Source organism: Actinokineospora alba (assembly GCF_004362515.1).
GTDB lineage: Bacteria > Actinomycetota > Actinomycetes > Mycobacteriales > Pseudonocardiaceae > Actinokineospora > Actinokineospora alba.
In genome coordinates, this window is record NZ_SNXU01000001.1 from 6,526,752 (window position 1) to 6,547,516 (window position 20,765).

Annotated in this window: 6 protein-coding genes; 2 read left to right on the top strand and 4 right to left on the bottom strand. The window is 71.6% G+C overall.

The window, feature by feature from the left end; all coding sequences use genetic code 11:
• Window positions 1–13 precede the first annotated feature (13 nt).
• Both C8E96_RS29535 and C8E96_RS29540 read right to left on the bottom strand, forming a co-directional pair.
• Window positions 14–5,530: an SDR family NAD(P)-dependent oxidoreductase gene (locus C8E96_RS29535; protein ID WP_456049314.1), complete on the bottom strand. Its 5,517-nt coding sequence runs from the start codon at window positions 5,528–5,530 to the stop codon at window positions 14–16.
• The gene (locus tag C8E96_RS29540) at window positions 5,493–13,976 is read right to left on the bottom strand and encodes a type I polyketide synthase (protein WP_091377610.1); all 8,484 of its coding nucleotides are present in this window, start codon (window positions 13,974–13,976) and stop codon (window positions 5,493–5,495) included. Before C8E96_RS29540 ends, C8E96_RS29535 begins: the two co-directional genes overlap by 38 nt.
• A gap of 423 nt (window positions 13,977–14,399) precedes the next feature.
• Between C8E96_RS29540 and C8E96_RS29545 the strand changes: the two genes are divergently transcribed.
• Window positions 14,400–15,761 (top strand): condensation domain-containing protein, encoded by a 1,362-nt coding sequence (locus tag C8E96_RS29545; protein ID WP_166658154.1) that lies wholly within the window; start codon window positions 14,400–14,402, stop codon window positions 15,759–15,761.
• Window positions 15,762–15,828: 67 nt separating this feature from the next.
• On the top strand, window positions 15,829–17,976 hold the full coding sequence (locus tag C8E96_RS29550; protein ID WP_228770005.1) for an MMPL family transporter: 2,148 nt from the start codon (window positions 15,829–15,831) through the stop codon (window positions 17,974–17,976).
• A gap of 51 nt (window positions 17,977–18,027) precedes the next feature.
• Here the strand turns inward: C8E96_RS29550 and C8E96_RS29555 are convergent, their stop codons facing one another.
• Window positions 18,028–19,221: a pyridoxal-dependent decarboxylase, exosortase A system-associated gene (locus C8E96_RS29555; RefSeq protein WP_091377603.1), complete on the bottom strand. Its 1,194-nt coding sequence runs from the start codon at window positions 19,219–19,221 to the stop codon at window positions 18,028–18,030.
• Complete coding sequence (locus tag C8E96_RS29560; protein ID WP_091377599.1) at window positions 19,218–20,759, bottom strand: acyl-CoA ligase (AMP-forming), exosortase A system-associated; 1,542 nt, start codon at window positions 20,757–20,759, stop codon at window positions 19,218–19,220. Before C8E96_RS29560 ends, C8E96_RS29555 begins: the two co-directional genes overlap by 4 nt.
• Window positions 20,760–20,765: the final 6 nt, after the last annotated feature.

The window sequence follows — 20,765 nt, forward strand, 5'->3', positions numbered from 1 at the left end:
GGACTTGCAGGAATCAGAGTTCGCTGTCGATGAAGGCGAAGATCTCGTCGTCGGAGGCGGAGTGGATCTTGTCCTCGACCCCGTCGGCCCCGACCGGGCCGCCGAACCGGGCGAGCGTGCTCTGCAGCATCGCCACGAGCGTGGCGCGGGTGGCGTCGTCCTCGCCGTCGACAAGCCGCTGGATCTGGTCCAGCGCGGCCCGCACTGTGTCCTCAGCGGACGGTGGCGCGGGGGCCAGGGTGCGGTGCAGGAACTCGCAGAGCGCGGCCACCGTGGGGTGGTCGAACGCGAGCGTCGCGGGCAGCCGCAGCCCGGTCTCCGCGTCGAGCCGGTTGCGCAGTTCCACGGCGGTCAGCGAGTCGAAGCCGAGTTCGCTGAACGGCCGGTCCACCTCGACCGCGTCCGCACCCGCATAAGCGAGCACGGCCGCGACATGCCCGCGCACCATGTCACTGAGCAGGCGCGCGCCCTCGGCCTCGGTCAGGGTCGCCAGCTTGGCGGTGAGCGCGGCCGGGCCACCGGTCGCGGCGCCAGTGCCCGCCGCGCGGCGGGGAACCCGGACGAGTCCGGTGAGGATCGACGGGAGAACGCCGCCCTCGGCGCGGGAGCGCAGCCCGGCGTTGTCCCAGTTCGTGGCCACCAGCAGCGAGTCCGACGACACCAGGGCCAGGTCGAACAGGTCCAGGCCTTGGTCCACGGTCAGCGGCGCGATGCCCGATCGGCCCATCCGCGCCACGTCGGCGTCGGTCAGGGTGTCGGACATCCCGGAGCCGGTGTCCCACAAGCCCCAGGCCACCGAGACGCCGGGCAGGCCGGCGGCCCGCCGGTGGGCGGCGAGGCCGTCCAGGGCGGTGTTCGCCGAGGCGTAGTTGCCCTGCCCCGGGTTGCCCAGGATGCCCGCCAGGGACGAGAACAGCACGAACATCGACAGCGGGAGGTCTTCGGTCAGCTCGTGCAGGTGCCAGGCGGCGTCCAGCTTCGGGGTGAACACCGTGTCCATCCGATGCGCCGACAACCCGTCGATGGTGGCGTCGTCCAGCACGCCCGCGGTGTGCACCACACCGGTGAGCGGGCGGTCGGCGGGGATGGCGGCCAGCACCCCGGCCAGCGCGTCCCGGTCGGAGACGTCGCACGAGGTGACCGTCACCGAGGCCCCGAGACCCTCCAGTTCGGACACGAGTTCGGCCGCGCCGGGGGCGTCGATGCCGCGTCGCGACAGCAGCAGCAGGTTCCGCGCGTCGTGGTTCTCGACGAGCCGCCGGGCGATGAGCGCGCCGAGGCCGCCGGTTCCGCCGGTCACCAGGACCGTGCCCGACTGGTCCACATAGGACAGCTCGATCGCCACCCGCTCCACTCGGGGAGCAGTCACGGCGCCGTCGCGTACCAGGACCTGCGACTCGCCTGCGGAGACGGCGGCAGCGAGGGACTCCCAGTCGGCGAACCCTTCCGGCGCGTCGGCGAGGACGAACCGTCCGGGGTATTCCGACTGGGCCGAGCGCACCAGGCCCCACACGGAGCCGGCGACCACGGGGGCGGTATCGACCACGCCGTTGGTCAGGAACACCAGCCGGCAGTCCGCGAGCCGCTCGTCCGTAAGCCAGGTCTGCAACACCTCGAGGGTCCGGCCGGACAGGTCACGCACGCTCTCAGGCACCGGTCCCGAACCCGGGACACACGGCACCACGACGAACTCCGGCATCGGCAGCTCGCCACTGGACACCGCGGCCAGCAAGGCATCGCGGTCCGGGTAGCCCACGAGTCCGGGGACCGGCTCGCCCACACAGGCCCAGCGGGACGCGTCGCCGCCCGTGGCCGCGACCGGTGTCCAGCGCACCGCGTACGGCACCGGCCCGGCCGTGGCGGACGACGCCAACTGGGCCGCGGAGATGGTCCGCACCCGCAGCGAGTCGATCCCGAAGACCAGCCTGCCGTCGCCGTCGACGGCCTCCACCACGACCTCGTCGCCGGACGCCGCGAGCCGCACCCGCAGCGAGGAGGCGCCGGAGGCGAGCAGGCGCACACCGCGGAACACGAACGGCAGCCGCAGTTCGGAGGTGTCGGCGGTGAGCACCAGCGCATGGAACGCGGAGTCCAGAACGGCGGGGTGGATACCGAAGCCCGCCAGGTCCAGTCCCTCGGGGGCGTGGACCTCCGCGAACAGCTCCTCGCCTCGGCGCCACACCGCGGACACGCCGCGGAAAGCCGGGCCGTACTCGTAGCCGAGCAGTTCCAAGCCGTCGTAGCCGCCGTCGACCGACACGGTCGTGGCACCGGCGGGCGGCCACGACTCGGCCCAGGCGCGAACCCCGCCCGTGCCACCGCCGCCCGCGACGACACCGGACGCGCACCGCACCCAGCCCGCGTCACCGGTCTGCGAGAAGACCCGCACCGGCCGCGCGTCGTCGGATTCGCCGGGGCCGTCGATCACGATCTGCAGGCACAGGTCGCCGTCGGCGGGCAGCACCAGCGGCGCCTCGAACATCAGCTCCTCGACGTGGTCGCAGCCCACCTGCGCCGCGGCCTCCATGACCGCGTCGAGCACCGCCGTGCCGGGCACGACGACCGCGCCGGACACCACGTGGTCGGCGAGCCAGGGGTGGCCCGCCAGGGAAAGCCTGCCGGTGAGGATCAGGCCGCCGTCGCCGCCGAGGTCGACCGCGGCGCCGAGCAGCGGGTGCTCCAGAGCGCGCTGGCCCATCGACGCCGCGTCGGCGCCCTTCGCGGGCGGGTCGAGCCAGAAGCGGCGGCGGTCGAACGCGTAGGTGGGCAGGTCGACGTGGGTGTCGGCGGCGCCGAACAGCGCGGACCAGTCCACCGCCACGCCCGCCACCGTGGCCTGGGCCAGGCAGGCGAGCAGCGCGTCGGGCTCGTCGCGCTTGCGGTGGTGCAGCGCGATCACGGAGGCCTCCGGCGCGCTGAGGCAGCTGTGGGCCATCGCGGAGAGCACCGCGTCCGGCCCGACCTCCAGGTAGGTGTCGACGCCGTGGGTTTCGAGCGCGGCGACCGTGTCGCGGAACAGGACCGCGCGGCGGATCTGCTCCACCCAGTACTCGGGGGCGGACCAGGTCAGCTCGTCGGAGCCGACCAGGTTCGTCACGAACAGAATGCGGGCGTCCTCGAACTTCGTCTCCGCCAGTTCGGCGGCGAAGGCGTCGAGCATCGGCTCCATCAGCGGCGAGTGGAACGCGTGGCTCACCGACAGCCTGCGGGTGCGCCTGCCCTCCCGGCGCCAGCGCTCGGCGACGGCGAGGCATTCCTGCTCATCGCCGGAGATGACCACGCTGGTGGGTCCGTTGACCGCGGCGATGCCGACCAGGCCGGACACCGTCGGCTCCACCTCTTCGGGGGTCGCCTCGATGGCGACCATGGCCCCGGGGGCGTCGAGTGCCTGCATCAGCCGGGCCCGGGCGGTGATCAGCCGGGCGGCGTCGTCGAGCGACCACACACCGGCGACGTGCGCGGCGGCGTACTCGCCGACCGAGTGCCCGGCGAGGTAGTCGGGCCGGACGCCGAGGGACTCCAGGAGCCGGAACGCGGCCACCTCGTGGGCGAACAGCGCGGGCTGGGTGTAGCGGGTGTGGTTGAGCTGCAACGCGTCCAGGGTGTCCGGGCGGGCCCACATCACCTCGCGCAGCGGGCGGTCCAGGTGCGCGTCGAGCGCGTCGCACACCTCGTCGAGCGCTTCGGCGAAGACGGGGAACGCGGCGTAGAGCTCGCGGCCCATCCCCACGCGCTGGCCGCCCTGGCCGGTGAACAGGAACGCGAGCTTGGCCTTCTCCCGGGCGACGCCGTGCACGACATCGGCGGTGGGCTTGCCCGACAGGTAGTCGCCGAGCGCGGCCAGCAGGCTGTCGCGGTCCTGACCGAGCACGACCGCCCGGTGCTTGTGCCGCGAGCGGGTGGTGACCAGGGCGCGGGCGATATCGACCGGGTCGACGTCTCCCGCGGCGAATTCGTGCAAGCGCTTCGCTTGGGCCACAAGGGAATCCGCGCTGCGGGCGCTGATCACCCAGGCGGGCGGACCGGCGTGGCGCACGGTCGGCGGGTCCACCAGCGGGCTCGGCTGCTCGGGGCTCTCCTCGAGGATGACGTGCGCGTTCGTCCCGCTGATGCCGAACGACGAGACACCGGAGCGGCGCGGATGGCCGTTGGGGGTCCAGTCCCGGGCCTTGGCCAGCAGTTCGACCGCGCCGGTGGACCAGTCGACGTGCGTGGTGGGCTCGTCGGCGTAGAGGGAGGTCGGCAGCACGCCGTGCCGCATCGCCATCACCATCTTGATCACCCCGGCGACGCCCGCGGCGGCCTGGGTGTGGCCGATGTTGGACTTCACCGAGCCCAGCCAGAGCGGCTGCTCCTCGGGCCGGTTGCGGCCATAGGTGGCCAGCAGGGCCTGGGCCTCGATGGGGTCGCCGAGCGTGGTGCCCGTTCCGTGCGCCTCCACCGCGTCGACGTCCGCCGCGTCGAGGCCGGCGTCGGCCAGCGCGTCGAGAATGACGCGTTCCTGGGCGGGGCCGTTCGGCGCGGTCATGCCGTTGCTGCGGCCGTCCTGGTTGACCGCGGAACCGCGCACCACGGCGAGGATGTTGCGGTGGTTGCGGCGCGCGTCCGACAGCCGCTCCAGCAGCAGCACGCCGACGCCCTCGGACCACGCGGCGCCTTCCGCGGCGGCGGAGAACGACTTGCAACGGCCGTCGGTGGACAGCGCGCGCTGCCTGCAGAACTCGATGAACGGATCGGCCGTCGCCATGACCGTGGTGGCCCCGGCGAGGGCCAGCGAACATTCACCGTTGCGCAGCGCTTGCACCGCAAGGTGAATCGCCACCAGCGACGACGAGCACGCGGTGTCGAGCGTGAGCGCCGGACCGGTCAGGCCGAGGGTGTAGGAGACCCGTCCGGAAAGGACACTCGGCGCGCTCGACACCAGCAGCATGCCTTCGAGCGCGGGCGGCGACGCGCCGTTGAACCGCATCGCGTAGTCGTTGTACATCAGCCCGGCGAAGACACCGGTCTTGCTGCCGGGCAGCGTCGCCGGGTCGATGCCCGCCCGCTCGAAGACCTCCCAGCAGGTCTCCAGGAACACCCGGTGCTGCGGGTCGGTCGCCAAGGCGTTGCGGGGGCTCATGTCGAAGAAGCCCGCGTCGAAATCCGCCGCGTCGTAGAGGAAACCGCCATGGCGGGTGTAGGACTTGCCGAGCGCCTCCGGGTCCGGGTCGTAGAGCCCGTCCAGGTCCCAGCCCCGGTTTTTCGGGAACTCGCCGATGGCGTCGACCTCGTCGGTCACCAGCTCCCAGAGGTCTTCCGGGCTGGTGACCCCGCCGGGGAACCGGCAGGCCATCCCGACGATCGCGATCGGCTCGTGGCGCGCCTGCTCCACCTCGGCCAGGTGCCGACGGGCCTCGGTGAGGTCGACTGTCACGCGCTTGAGGTAATCGCGCAGCTTGTCCTCGGTCGCCATGAATCGAGCCTTTCGGAGCGTGGAATCCAGGGAGGGGTCAGAACTTCTGGTCGATGAAGGCGAACATCTCCTCATCCGAGGCGGAATCGACCTGGTCCAGCACGACATCTGCAATGGAGTTGATGGGACCTTCGTCCTTCGCCGCCTGGCCGGAACCGAGCCGGTGCAGGGTGCTGTGCAGGATCGCGGCGAGCTTGCTTCGAGTCGTCTCGTCATCGTCGGGCAGCACGCCGTGGATGTGGTCGAGGGTGGCCCGCAGCAGGTCCTCCGGCGACTGGGCCGAAGGCGCGATGGTGGCGCGGAGGAACTCGGCGAGCGCGGCGACCGTGGGGTGGTCGAACGCGACCGTCGCGGGCAGCCGGACCCCGACCTCGGCGTCGAGCCGGTTGCGCAGTTCGACCGCGGTCAGCGAGTCGAACCCCATCTCGCTGAACTCCAGGTCCACCTCGACCGCGTCGCCGCTGGGGTGGGCCAGGACCGCCGCGACGTGCGAGCGGACGAGCTGGGTCATGACCTTGCGCGCGTCGGTCTCGGCCATCGCCGAAAGGCGTTGCGCCAAGCCGTCCGCGGGTGCCGAGACCGCGTTCGAGGCGGTCGGCGTTGTGGCCCTGCGGGTGACGCGCACGAGTCCGCGCAGCACGGCGGGGAGTTCACTGGTCTCCGCCCGCTCCCGCAGCTCGGCGGTGTCCCACTTCGCCGCGACCAGCTGCGGGTCCGGTGAGCTGAGCGCATGGTCGAGCAGGTCGAGGCCCTGACGCGAGGTCAGCGGGGCGATGCCGGACCGGCCCAGGCGGGCGGTGTCCGCGGCGGTCAGCCCACCGGTCATCCCGGCCTCGGTGTCCCACAGGCCCCAGGCGACCGAGACCGCGGGGAGGCCGAGTTCGTGCCGGTGCGCGGCCAAGCCGTCGAGGAACATGTTCGCCGCCGCGTAGTTGCCCTGTCCCGGGGTGCCGACCACTCCGGCCACCGAGGAGAACAGGACGAACGTCGACAGCGGCAGGTCGCGGGTCAGCTCGTGCAGGTGCCAGGCGGCGTCGGCCTTCGGCCCGAACACGGTGTCCAGGCGGCCGGCGGAAAGCCCGTCGACGGTCGCGTCGTCGAGCACGCCCGCCGTGTGCACGATGCCGGTCAGCGGCCGGTCCGCCGGAACCGAGTTCAGCAGGTCGGCCACGGCGTACCGGTCGGAGACGTCGCAGGCGACCAGGTCCACTTCGGCGCCCAGGTCGCGCAGCCGCGTCACCAGGTCTTCGGCGCCGGGCGCGCTTTCACCGCGCCGCGACGCCAGCAGCAGGTGCCGCACGCCGTGCTGCTTGACGAGGTGCTCGGCGACCAGCGCGCCGAGGCCGCCGGTGCCGCCGGTCACCAGCACCGTTCCCGATCCGTCCATAGAGGACGTGTCGGCGCCGGTGCCGGGGCGGGCCAGGCGGGGAACGAGGACGTCCGCGTCGCGCACCAGCAGCTGGGTCTCCCCCGCCGCGACCGCGGCGGCGACCGCGGCCCACTCGGTGCAGCCTTCGTCGACGTCGACCAGGGCGAACCGGCCGGGGTGCTCCGCGATGGCCGAGCGCACCAGGCCCCAGAGCGCCGCGCCCGCGACGCCCGCGGCCGACCCGGCGAACACGCCGCGCGTCGCGAACAGGAGCCGGGACTTGGTGAACCGGTCGTCGCCGAGGAAGACCTGAACCAGGTCGAGGACCTGGTACATCGCTTCCCTCGCGGCATAAGCGAGGTCGTCGTCCACCTCGGACAGACCGGGAACCACGATGGTGTCCGGCAGGTCTCCCGCGGTGATCTCCGCCAGGGAGTTGAGGTCGTAGTAGAGCGGCGCGTCGATCCCGGCCAGGCCGAGGGTCGCGCTGAGGTCGTCGGCGGCGCCATCGGAGCCGACCACGGCCCAGCGGCGCGGCTCGGCGACCGCGTCGGGCACCGTGAGGTCGATCCAGTCGACGACATAGGGCGCGACACCGCTGCGAGCGGGCGCGGCGGCGCCTTGGCGTTCGATCCGGCGCAGGGTCAGCGCGTCGACGTCGGCGATCCGCTGCCCGGCTCCGTCGTGGATGGCCAGCGACACCCGGTCGTCGGCGGTCTCGGTGATCCGCACGCGCAGCGCTTCCGCGCCGAGGGCGGTCACCCGGACGCCGCTCCAGGCGAACGGGAGCAGCATCGAGCCCTGGTCCATCAGCGCGTGCGCCGGGTCGCCGAGGACGAGCACATGCAGCGCGGCGTCGAGCAGGGCGGGGTGCAGGGCGAACCGGCCCGCGTCCGCACGGACGGCTTCGGGCAGCGCGACCTCGACGTAGGTGTCGGTGCCGCCATCAGCGGAGACTCGCCAGGCGTCGACGAGGCCCTGGAACGCGGGGCCGTAGGCGTAACCACGGTCGGCGAGCCGCTCGTAGACCTCGTCCAGGTCGACGGCGACCGCGTCGGCGGGCGGCCAGGCGGCGAGATCGCCCGCGGCCGGAGACGCGGCGGGGGCCAGCACGCCGGTGGCGTTCCGGGTCCAGGACACGGTGTCGTTCAGGTCGTCCGAGTCATCGGCCGGACGGGTGTGGACGGTCAGGCCGCGACGGCCCGCCGCGTCCGCACCGCCGACCACGAGCTGGATCCGGACGGCGCCGGTCTCGGGGAGGACGACCGGCGACTCCAGGGTGAGATCGGCGATCTCGGCGCAGCCCGCGACGGACGCGGCCTCCAGTGCCAGGTCGACGAACGCGGTGCCCGGCAACAGGACCTGGCTGTCGACGACATGGTCAGCGAGCCACGGCATGGCGGCAACGGAAAGCCGCCCGGTGAGCAGGAACCCGTCGCCCTCGGCGAGGGAGACCACGGCGCCGAGCAGCGGATGCCGGGACTCGGTCATCCCGCTCGCGGCGAGGTCCGCGGTCGGCGCCGCGCCCTCGATCCAGTAGCGGCGGTGTTCGAACGGGTAGGTGGGCAGGTCGACGTGGCGGCGCGGCACGTCGGCCAGCGCGGCCGACCAGTCGACGTCGGCGCCGAGGACGTGGGCTTGGGCCGCCGCCAGCAGGAACCGGCGTCGTCCGCCGTCGCCGCGGCGCAGCGAGCCAATGGCGGAACCGGCCGACTCCGCGGCGGTCAGCGTGTCCTGGATGTGGCCGGTGAGCACGGCGTGCGGGCTCGACTCGATGAACAGCGGCGTGCCCTGTCCGGCGAAGGCGCGCACCGCGTCGGCGAACCGGACCGGGTTGCGCAGGCCGCCGTACCAGTAGTCGGCGGTCAGCTCGGCCGAGTCGATGAACTCCCCCGCCATCGCCGAGCAGAAGGTGATGTCGGTCGGCTGGGGCTTGACGACGTCCAGCGCGGCGAGCAGTTCCTCGCGCAGGGCCTCGATGTGCGGGGTGTGCGCGGCGTAGTCGATGGCGACCTTGTGGACCCGGACGTCGGCGCAGGTCGCGGCGAACTCGTCGAGCGCGGTCAGGTCGCCCGCGACGACGGTGCTGCTGGGTCCACTGAGGATGGCCACCCACAGCCGGTCGGCCCACGGCTCGATTCGTCGGCCGGCCTCGTCGGCGGGCAGCGACACGGCGAGCATGCCGCCGGTGCCGGTGAGCTTCATCAGCGCCTGGCTGCGCAGGGCGACGATCTTGGCCGCGTCGGCCAGGCTGAGCGCGCCCGCCGCGCAGGCCGCGGTGATCTCGCCCTGGGAGTGGCCGACGACGGCGGCGGGTTCGATCCCGACCGACCGCCACACCGCGGCGATGGACACCATCACCGCGAACAGCACCGGCTGGATCACGTCCGAGCCGACCAGTGCGGGTGCGTCCTCGTCGCCGCGCAAGACGGCGAGCACGGACCTGCCGGTGTGCCGGGCGAGCGCCTCGTCGCACCTGGTCAGCTCGTCGCGGAAGACAGCGCTGGTGTCGAGCAGTTCCGTCGCCATGCCCGCCCACTGCGAACCCTGGCCGGGGAAGACGAACACCGGCCGGACGTCGGCGGCGGCCACACCGTCCACTACGGACTGGTGCGGCAGTCCCTCGGCGAGAGCGGCCAACGCGGCGGTCAGGTCGTCGCGGTCCTCGGCGACGACCACCGCGCGGCGGTCGAACCTGGCCCGGCGCGCCAGCACGTGGCCTGCGGCGGCGAGGTCACCCTCGGGCGCGGTCACCGCGTAGTCGCACAGCCGGGCGGCCTGGGCGCGCAGCGCGGCCTCGGTCCGGGCGGACAGCGTCCACACGATCGGGCCGGTCGCGGGTTCGACCTGGGTTTCGGCTGGGGCTTGTTCGAGAATCACGTGAGCGTTGGTGCCGCTGATGCCGAAGCTCGACACGGCGGCCCGCGAGGGCCGGTCACCGGGCAGGTCGACCGGTTCGGTCAGCAGCCGGACACCGCCGCTCGCCCAGTCGACGTGCTCGGTCGGCGCGTCGACGTGCAGGGTGCGCGGCAGCTTGCGGTGTTCGAGGGCCTTCACCATCTTGATCACACCGGCGACACCCGCGGCGGCCTGGGTGTGGCCGAGGTTCGACTTCACCGAGCCGAGCCACAGTGGACGGTCCTCGGGCCGGTCGCGGCCGTAGGTGTCAAGCAGGGCTTGGGCTTCGATCGGGTCGCCGAGCCGGGTGCCGGTGCCGTGCGCCTCGACGGCGTCGACGTCGGCGGCGTCGAGCCGGGCGTCGGCGAGCGCCTGCCGGATCACGCGTTCCTGCGACGGCCCGTTGGGGGCGGTCATGCCGTTGCTGCGGCCGTCCTGGTTGACCGCGCTCCCCCGCAGCACCGCGAGCACCGGGTGCCCGTGCTTGCGTGCGTCGGAAAGGCGTTCCAGGAGCAGGACTCCGGCGCCCTCGGCCCAGCCGGTTCCATCGGCGGTCGAGGAGAACGCCTTGCAGCGCCCGTCTTCGGCGAGCCCGCCCTGGCGGCTGAACTCGACGAACATGCCCGGGGTGGCCATCACGGTCGCGCCGCCCGCCAGGGCGAGCGAACACTCGCCGCGGCGAAGCGCTTGCGCCGCCAGGTGAACCGCGACCAGCGACGCCGAGCACGCGGTGTCGATGGTGAGCGCGGGGCCCTGAAGTCCCAGGGTGTAGGCGATGCGGCCGGACACCACGCTCAGCGCGCTGCCGGTCAGCAGGTGGCCGTCGACGTCGCCGACCGGCTGGTGCAGGCGGGGGCCGTAGTCCGGGGCCATGGCGCCGATGAAGACGCCCGTGTCGCTGCCGCGCAGGGCGGCGTGGTCGAGTCCGGCGCGTTCGATGGTCTCCCAGCAGATCTCCAGCAGCAATCGCTGCTGCGGGTCCATGGCCATCGCCTCGCGCGGGCTGATGCCGAAGAGGCCCGCGTCGAACTGGTCGGCGTCGTGGAGGAAGCCGCCGTGGCGGGTGTCGCTGGTGCCGGAGCGTTCCGCGCCGGTGGCGAAGAGGGTTTCGACGTCCCAGCCGCGATTGGTCGGGAAAGCCGAGATCGCGTCGGTCTCGGTGGCGACGAGCTGCCAGAGCTCCTCGGGGGTGGTCACGTCACCCGGGTAGCGGCAGCCCATGGCGACGATCACGACCGGGTCGTCGTCCGCGGGGGCGGCGCTGTGCGTGATTGCTGCTTGCTTGTCGTTGCCGGTCAAGGAAGTCAGGTGGTCGACCACGGCGTCCGGGGTCGGGTGGTCGAACAGGAGGCCGGTGGACAGGCGCAGCCCGGTCGCGGCTCGTAATCGGTTGCGCAGTTCGACGGCGGTGGCCGAGTCGACGCCGAGTTCCTTGAAGGTGCGGTTCGGCAGGACGTTCGTGGCGTCCTGGTGGCCGAGCACGCCCGCGGTGGTGCTGAGCACCAGGTCGCGCAGGGATCGCCGGGAGTGGGTGGTGACGGGGGCCGGCTCCTCGACCCGCGTCTGTCCACTGGTGACAGCCGGTCGCGGGGAACTGCCGGGAGCCGACCAGTGCCGTTGCCGCTGGAACGGGTAGGTGGGCAGGTCGACGATCCGCGCCGCGTCCAGGGTGCTCACCCAGTCGACGGGCGCGCCCGCGGTGTACGCCTCGGCGAGTGCCCGCTGGAACCGGTCGAACCCGCCGTCGGCGCGGCGCAGTGTGCCGACGACGACGAGGTCGCGTTCGGCCTCCTCGGCGGTCTCCTCGACCCCGGCGACGAGCACGGGGTGCGCACTGCACTCGATGACCAGGTCGCAGCCGTGGTCGAGCGCGCGGCGGACGGCGGCGGCGAACCGGACGGGCTGGCGCAGGCTGCGGTACCAGTACTCCGCGTCGAGGCCCGCGGTGTCCATCGGCTCGCCGGTGAGCGTCGAGATGAACAGGGTGCCCGAGGACACGGGCCGGATCGGAGCCAGCTCGGTGAGAAGTCGTTCGCGGAGCTGTTCGACCGCGACCGAGTGCGAGGCGTAGTCGACGGGGACGAGCTTCGTCCGGTAGTCGGCGTCGAAGATCCGGCCGAGTTCGGCGAGCACCTCACGGTCGCCGGACACCACCACCGAGCGCGGCCCGTTGACCGCGGCCACCGTGGCCCGCGGCGCGTGCGCGGCCACGACGGACTCGACCACGTCGAGCGGTGCGGCGACCGACATCATCCCGCCGCTGCCCGCGATGGCCGCGATGGCCTTGCTGCGCAGCGCGACGACCCGTGCTCCGTCCGAAAGGGACAGTGCGCCGACGACGGTGGCGGCGGCGATCTCGCCCTGCGAGTGGCCGATCACCAGGTCCGGCTCGACACCGTGCGAGCGCCACAGGTGCGCGAGGGAGACCATGACGGCCCACAGGGCGGGCTGGACCACGTCCACCCGGTCGAGATCGGGCCCGGAACCGCGAAGCACCTCGGTCAGCGAGTAGTCGACGAACGGGGCGAGCGCCGCGTCGCATTCCGCGATCCGGTCGGCGAACCCGGGCGAGCTGTCGAGCAGGGCGCGGGCCATCTCGGGCCACTGCGATCCCTGGCCGGGGAAGGTGAACGCGCACCGGGCGGGGGTCGCGGTCCCGGTGACGACCGACATGTCGGGGCGTCCGGCGGCGAGCGCCGCGAGTGCCTCGACCTTGGTCGGCAGGTCGTCGCCGAGGACCACCGCGCGGTGGTCGAACTCGGCGCGGGTGCGCACCAGCGACATGGCCACGTCGGCGGAATCGATCCCCGCTTCCTCGACGCGGGCGCGCAGACGCTCGGCCAGCGCGGACAAGGCGGGGGCGGACCGGGCGGTGAGCACCCACGGCGCGTCCGGCCTGCCCGAGGCGACGGGCTGGTCAAGGGTGGCGGGCGCGGCGGCGAGGACCAGGTGGCAGTTGGTGCCGCCCATGCCGAAGGAGCTGACACCCGCGACCAGGGTCTCGTCCGGGCGGGGCCAGGGCTGGGCCGTCTCGGCGACCCGCAGGCCGAGGTCGTCAAGGGAAATGTCCGGGTTGGGGGTCTGGAAGTTCAGGCTGGCCGGGAGTTCGCCGTGTTTGAGGCTCAGGACGACCTTGAGCAGGCCCGCGATGCCCGCGGCGCCTTCGAGGTGGCCGATGTTGGTCTTCACCGACCCGACCAGCAGCGGCGCCGGGCGCCCCTCACCCAGGGCGGCGCCGAGCGCGGCGGCCTCGATCGGGTCGCCGACTTTGGTGCCGGTGCCGTGGAGTTCGACGTACTGCACGTCGGCGGGCCGAACACCGGCGTGCGCGCACGCCGCCTCGATGACCTGCCGCTGCGCCAAGCCGTTCGGCGCGGTCAGGCCGTCGCCGCCGCCGTCGTTGTTGACCGCGCCGCCGAGGATCACGCAGTGCACGACGTCGCCGTCGCGCACCGCCGCGGACAGCGGCTTGAGCACGACCAGCGCGCCGCCCTCGCCACGCACGTAACCGTTGGCGCGGCTGTCGAAGACGTAGCAGTGCCCGTCCGGGGACAGCGCGCCGAAGGAGCCGATCGCGTCGGTGGTCTCGGCGAGCAGGTTCAGGTTCACCCCGCCCGCGAGCGCCAGCTCGATCTCGCCGCGACGCAGGGCCTCGCAAGCCAGCTGCACCGCGACGAGGGACGAGGACTGGCCCGTGTCGAGCGTCAGGCTGGGACCCGCGAGGCCGAGGAAGTAGGACACCCGGTTGGCGATCATGGCGCGGTGGGAGCCGGTGTAACTGTGCGGGCCGGGTGCGCCAACCCGGTCCTGCAGTGCGGCGTAGTCCTGGGAGATGGCACCGAAGTAGACGCCCGCGGGGGTCGAGCGCAGCGCGGTCGGCGCGAGGCGCGCGTTCTCCAGCGCCTCCCAGGCGAGTTCGAGGGCGAGGCGCTGCTGCGGGTCCATCACCGCGGCCTCGTTGGGCGAGATCCCGAAGAAGTCGGCGTCGAACCGGTCCACGTCCGCGACGAAGCCGCCGCGACGGTACTCGGGTTCACCCGCGTGCGGCCAGCGGCCTTCGGGCACCTCGGTCACGGCGTCGACGCCCGCGCGAAGGTGCTGCCAGAACGTGTCCGGGTCGCCCGCCTGGGGCAGCCTGCAAGACATGCCGACGACGGCGATCGGCTCGGCGGACGCCGGGACGCCCTCATGACGAACCCGCCGACCGTCCTGGTCGACCTTCGTGCCATTCGGCTGAATCGTCTCACCAACCATGCGCTGCGCCACCCTTACGGTCGTCGCCTTTATTTCTGGTCGGCAAATTCGCGGGAGGAATGGTCAGCAAGACCACTCGGACCGCGGAATACGTGCCGGAGTTTCTCTCGTTCGTGCTTGTCCCGGAATTAATACCCGATCAGCGGACCGCCCGACAGGAGAACTAGGCCATCTGCGCGGGGCGCGCGGTGACAACAAACGGCCACCACAATCTGCCGTCGGCCGCGCTTGACGCTGTGAAGCGGCCCGCACTAGCGTTGCGATCACGCAGCGCGACGTAAGGCGTCGATCACGTGTTCACGTTCAACCCTGACCTGAAACAAGTTTCACATTGCTTTCGGCAGCGGAATCGGAGATAGCGAACAAGTTGCGGTAAGGCGTCTCGCGCGTGAAGAGGCCGATTCACCTCATTTAGGAGTCCACGTGCACCTCGACGCCGTCCTCAGCCATGGCCAGCTCTACAGCTGGCGCGAAGTGGACACCTATCCGCGGGACTGGAAGAAGGAAGCCAATCTCCCGGCGACCTGGGACCTGCGCGGCCTGACGCTGGAGCAGGTGGACTCCGCCCTGCGCAGGCTTTTCGACCGCCATGAGCCGCTGCGCACCACCTACCACCTGCGCGACGGCGAGCCCGTGCAGCGGGTCCACACAGACCTGCCGATGCCGGTCGACCGCGTCGACCGGGTGATCACCGACTACGGCGACCCCGACCGGACCACCGCCGCGCTGGTCGACGTCGCGTTCCCGATGACGGATTCCCTGTGCTGGCGCGGAGTCCTGGTCACGACCGGAAACGTCCCGATGTTCCTGTCGCTGTCCTTCTCGCACCTGATCGTCGACGTGTGGTCGATCATCGAGCTCGAGTCGCAGTTCAAGGCGCTCATCGAGAACCCCGACGCACCCGAGCCGGTGTGCCTCTCACCGCGTGAGCTGGCCCGGCAGCAGCACGAGGAATCCTGGCAGGGCAGGCAGAACAGCGCCGAGCGGTACTGGCGCCGCGTCCTGGCCGACGACCTGACCCACCAGCTGCCGACGTTGCCGCTGGAGACCACCCGCCACCGCGTCCAGGCGACGCTGCACTCACACCGCCTCGGCGGGCTGGCCGCCCAGGCCGCCAAGCGGCACGGCGTGTCCGCCCCCGCCGTGCTGATGGGGCTGGTCGCCGCCGGGCTCGCCGAGCACACCGGCGCCGAGCGGGTCGCGATGAGCCTGATGTCGTCGAACCGGTTCGCTCCCGAGTTGCAGCAGGTTGTCGGCACGCTGAACCAGCTGATTCCCGTGGTCACCACGGTCGACCACCGCTCGACGCTGGCCGAGCACATCACCGCCCTGCACTGGGCGAGCGCGAAGGCATACCGGTACTCCCTCTACGACCTCGACCGCGTCGCCGCCCTGGCCGCCGAGTCGAACGCCGACGGCGACCACGACTGCTGGTTCAACCACCTTTTCCAGTGCTGGTTCAACTATCTGCAGCTCGACGGCCAACCGTGCGACGCCGCGGATGAGAGCCCCGCCGAGTTGGTGTGGACCCCGGTCGCCCGCCAGTACGGGCAGCCGTTCGACGTGCGGGTCACGGTCAAGGGCGGGCGCACCAGCATCGCCCTGCGCGCCGATCCCGACGTCGTCTCCGCGCAAGGCGTGACCGACATCCTGCGCGCCGTCGCCCTCGGCACCGAGCGGGCGGCGACCGACCCGGACACCACCCTGAAGGACCTCTGGAGCGCCCGCGCCGAACCGCTCGCGCCCACCCTGTTCCCGCCGGTCGTCCCGGCGCCACCGAAGTAGCTGAAGATCCGACGGAAGGAAGCGCATGTTTGCCTGGTGGGGAACGGTTGTAGGCCGGATTCGGTGGTTGATCCTGGTCGGGACGGCCGCATTCGTAGCGTTTGCCGGGATCTGGGGCACCGGTGTGTTCGACCGCCTCGCCGATGACGGCAGCCTCAGCGACCCGGCCAGCGAATCGCAGCGGATCATCGCCCGGGTGGCCGACGAGATCGGCCGCGCGAACGTCCATCTCATCGCCCTCTACTCCAGCGACACCCTCGAGGTGACCGACGCGCGGTTCCGCGACCCGGTCAACGCCGTCGTCGCCGACCTCAAGGCGGACAAGGCCGTCGAGATGGTCACGTCGTTCTACGAGACCAAGGCGCCCTCGCTGGTCTCCACGGAGAAGAACGCCACCTACGTGCCGATCCGGTTCGTCGCGGGAACCGGAGAGGCGGTCGTCAAGCAGGTCCGGGACCGGCTCGCCATCGAGGGCCTGACCACGCAGATCGGCGGGCAGCTCGCGGTCAACCTGGACATCGACAAGCAGGTCGGCGACGACATCGTGCGCGCGGAGCTGATCGCGACGCCGATCCTGTTGCTGCTGCTGGTGTTCATCTTCGGCAGCGTGGTCGCGGCGAGCATGCCGCTGCTCATCGGCGGCGTGGCCATCCTCGGCGCGTTCACCGCCGTGCGGGGCCTGACGATGGTCACCGACGTGTCGGTGTTCTCGATCAACATCATCACCATCCTCGGCCTCGGGTTGGCCGTGGACTACGCGCTGTTCATGGTGAGCCGCTTCCGCGAGGAACTCGACAAGGGCTACGAGGTCAACGACGCGGTGCGGCGCACCATGGCCACCGCGGGCCGCACGGTCGCGGTGTCCGGTGTCGTCGTCACCCTGGCGCTGTCCGGTCTGATGATCTTCCCGCAGATGCTGCTGCGCTCGATGGGCCTCGGCGGCGCGTCGGCGGTGATCGTCGCGATGCTGACGAGCCTCACGGTTCTTCCCGCGATGCTCGCGGTGCTCGGACACCGGATCAACGCGCTTCGCCTGCCGTGGCTGCGCAAGCGCAAGATCCCGACCGTGACCGGCGCGGTGGCCAAGACCGCTGACAGCGGGGTGTGGGCCCGCATCGCGAACAGTGTCATGCGCAGGCCCGTGCTCTACACCCTGGGCGTCACCATGATCCTGCTGCTGCTCGCCGCCCCGTTCACCCGCGTGCAGTTCGGCGGCGTCGACGAGCGGGTCCTCCCGCCGGGCACCGAGAGCCGCGTCGTCTCCGAGCGCCTGGCGTCGGAGTTCGACGGCGACGGCGTCGACCCCATCCGGGTCCTGATCAGCGGCGCGTCCAAGGACACGGCCACGGCGTTCGCCAAGCAGATCGAGGACGTCTCCGGCGTCCGCGCCACCTCGGTCGCGGGCCAGAAGGGCGACTCGACCCTGCTGACCGTGGGCTACGACGGCGCGTCCAACTCCGAGCACGCCCGCAACATCGTGGTCGGCATCCGCGACCTGCCCCCGCCCGCGGGCGCGGAAGTCCTGGTGGGCGGCCCGACAGCGGGTGTCGTCGACCAGGTGAACGGCCTGGGCGAACGGGTGCCGTGGATGCTGCTGCTGGTCGCGGGCATCACGTTCGTCCTGCTGGCCTTGGCTTTCGGCTCGCTGGTGGTGCCGCTGAAGGCGATCGTGATGAACCTCGTGTCCATCGGCGCCGCCTTCGGTGTGGTGGTGTGGATCTTCCAGGACGGCAACTTCGCGGGCCTGCTGAACTTCACCCCCACCGGCTACATCGACGCGAGTCAGCCGATCCTGATGCTGGCCATCCTGTTCGGCCTGTCGATGGACTACGAGGTGTTCCTGCTGTCGCGGATTCGCGAGCAGTGGGACACCCTCGGCGACAACACGGCGGCGGTCGCCAGCGGCGTCCAGCGCACCGGCGGCATCATCACCTCGGCGGCCCTGCTGCTGTGCGTGGTGGTGGGCGCTTTCGCGACGTCGGGCATCACGTTCATCAAGATGGTCGGCGTGGGCATGCTCGTCGCCCTCGCGGTGGATGCCACGTTGGTCCGGCTGCTGCTGGTGCCGGCGACGATGCGGCTGCTCGGCGGCGCGAACTGGTGGGCCCCGAAGTTCTTGCGGCGCATGTACAGCCGCTACGGCTTCCACGAGTCCGACGACCCGGACGAGCCGGTCGGCGCGAAGCCGGAGCCGAATCTGGTCACTACCCACTAGCCAAAAGCAGAAGGCCCAAGTCCACTGGACTTGGGCCTTCTGCTTTGGTGGTTAGACCAGCACTTCGAGCGGTGCCGGGTGGCTCAGGAACGCTGTGGGGCTGGCGGTCAGTCCGTAAGCGCCGGCCTGGAACACCGCGACAAGATCCCCGATCTCGGCCGCGGGCAGCTCGACATCGTCACCGAGCAGGTCAAGCGGAGTGCACAGGCAGCCCACGACAGTCGCCGTCTCGGTGGCCGGGGAACCGATCCGGTTCGCCACGGCGATCGGATAGTTCCGCCGGATCACCTGCCCGAAGTTCCCGGACGCGGCCAGCTGGTGGTGCAAACCGCCGTCCACGACAAGGAAAGTCTTGCCGCGAGACACCTTCCGATCCACGACCCGGGTGAGGTACACGCCCGCTTCTCCGACCAGATAGCGCCCGAGTTCCACGACCACCCGCGCCTCCGGCAGCCCTGCCCGGATCGGGCCGTCCACCAAGGCCGCCAGGTTCTCCCCGATGGGCGCGAGGTCCAATGGCTTGTCCCGCGCGGAATAGGGGATGCCGAAGCCACCACCGAGGTTGAGGTACCGCACCGCAACCCCGAACCCCAGGATCAACTCCACGGTCTTGCGCTGTGCCTCACAGATGCTCTCGGCGTTCAGGTTCTGCGACCCGGCGAACACGTGGAACCCCTGGAAGTCCAGGTCCCCCAACGTCTCCAGGACCGCCGGAATCCGCTCCGAGTCGATCCCGAACTGCTGGGGCCCACCACCGAGCCGCATCCCGGACCCGCGCACGCTGAAGTCGGGATTGACCCGAAGTGCGACCCTCGCCGCGACGCCGAGCGTCTCGCTGACGGCACGAACACGGGTCACCTCGTGCTCGGACTCCAACTCGACCGTCACCCCGGCCGCGACCGCCTGGGTCAGCTCCGCCAAGGACTTCCCCGGCCCGGCGAAACTCACCCGGGACGCGGGCATCGAGGTGTCGAGCGCGTTGCGGAGTTCCGCACCGGAAGCCACGTCGAACCCGTCGACGAGGCCGCGCATGTGCTGGATCACCGCGGGCATCGGGTTGGCCTTCACCGCGTAGCTCAGGTTGATCTCCGTGGGCAGCGCGGCCCGCACCGCCGACACCCGGGCAGCCAAAAGCCCGCGGTCGTAAGCGAAGAACGGCGTGCTGCCCACCCGGGCGGCGAGCCGCTCCACCGCGATCCCGCCGACCGCCAACTGCCCGTCGACCCGCCCAAACCCTTCGGTCACGACGACAACCTCCGACGTAGCTCGTTGCGGTCGAACTTGCCGTTGCCCGAGCGGGGCAGCTCCCCGAGCACCTCGACGCGGCGCGGGAGCATGTACTTCGGCAGGTCCTTCTCCAGGGACTTCAGCAAGGTCTCGGTGTCGCACGAACCGCCACCGACCACCAGGACCACGTGCTGCCCGAGTCTCTCGTCGGGCACGCCGAACGCCACGGCTTCGCCGACCAGGCCGGTGGCGTAGGCCGCTTCCTCGATCTCCGTGGGACTCACCCGATAGCCAGAGGTCTTGATCATGTCGTCGGTTCGGCCGACGAAGTACAGGAAGCCATCCTCGTCGCGGTAAGCCGTGTCGCCGGACCACACCGCGATCTCGGTGCTGTGCAGGCCCGGGTTGCTGGCACCCCCGGTCGGACAGGGCCGAAAGCGCTCCGCCGTCCGCCGGGGGTCGTTCCAGTAACCGAGCGCCACGAGCGCTCCGCGGTGCACGATCTCGCCGTGCTCACCGGGGTCGCACTCGGTGCCGTCCGGTCGCACCACCAGGATCTCCGCGTTGGGGATCGCCCGGCCGATCGAATCGGGCCTGCGGTCCACCTCGGCCGGGTCGAGATACGTCGACCGGAAAGCCTCGGTCAGCCCGTACATCAAGTACGGGTGGGCGTCGGGGAAGATCTCGCGCAGCCGGTCCAACGTGGCGCGCGGCATCCGGCCGCCGGTGTTGGCGAAGTACCGCAGCGCGTGGGTGGACTCCGGCGGCCAGGGCAGGGCGGTGAGCTGTATCCACAGCGGCGGCACGCAGGTGAGCGCCGTGACGCCGTGGCGCGCGCAGAGGCGGACCACTTCGCGCGGGAGCAGGTAGTTGACGAGCACGACATGCGCGCCCGCGATGAACGCCGTGGTCAGCTGGCTGAACCCGGCGTCGAAACTCAGCGGGAGCACGGACAGCACGACGTCGTCGGCGGTGTGCCCGAGGTAGTCGGCGACGCTCGCCGCGCCCGCCAGGAGATTGCGATGCGAGAGCACCACGCCCTTGGGCCCGCCGGTGCTGCCCGAGGTGTAGAGGATCGCGGCGACATCCGCGTCGATCACGCCCACGGGCGCCTCGGCCGGACCGTCCAGGTCCGCCCAGGCGGTGGCCGTCGGGTCGTTGTCATCGAGTTCACCGACCAGCACAACTTCGCGCAGCGACGCGGTATCCAGGCCTTCGGCGAGCAGCGTCCGGTGTCGCTCCGGGGTCGTGATCAGCACGGCCGCCGCGCAGTCGGCCACGATGTAGCCCACCTGCGCGGACTTGAACACCGGGTTGACCGGGACGACGACACCACCGGCCGCGGACACGGCGAACAGGGCGACGACGGTCTCGATCCGCTTGTCGAGGTACACCACCACCCGCTCGCCGCGCCGCAGCCCGCGGCGGCGCAGGCCCCCGGCGACACCGTCGACGCGGGCGCGGAGTTCGCCATAGGTGACGGTCTCGTCTTTGAAGGTGACCGCCGGGTGGTCCGTATCGCCACACCGCAGGAGGTCGTCGAGTCGAGTCGGCATCGGCGG

Excerpts from the sequence above, each read along its gene's own strand:
- C8E96_RS29535 (WP_456049314.1), bottom strand. The coding sequence starts at position 5,530 with ATGAGGAGATGTTCGCCTTCATCGACCAGAAGTTCTGACCCCTCCCTG.
- C8E96_RS29540 (WP_091377610.1), bottom strand. The coding sequence starts at position 13,976 with ATGGTTGGTGAGACGATTCAGCCGAATGGCACGAAGGTCGACCAGGAC.
- C8E96_RS29560 (WP_091377599.1), bottom strand. The coding sequence starts at position 20,759 with ATGCCGACTCGACTCGACGACCTCCTGCGGTGTGGCGATACGGACCAC.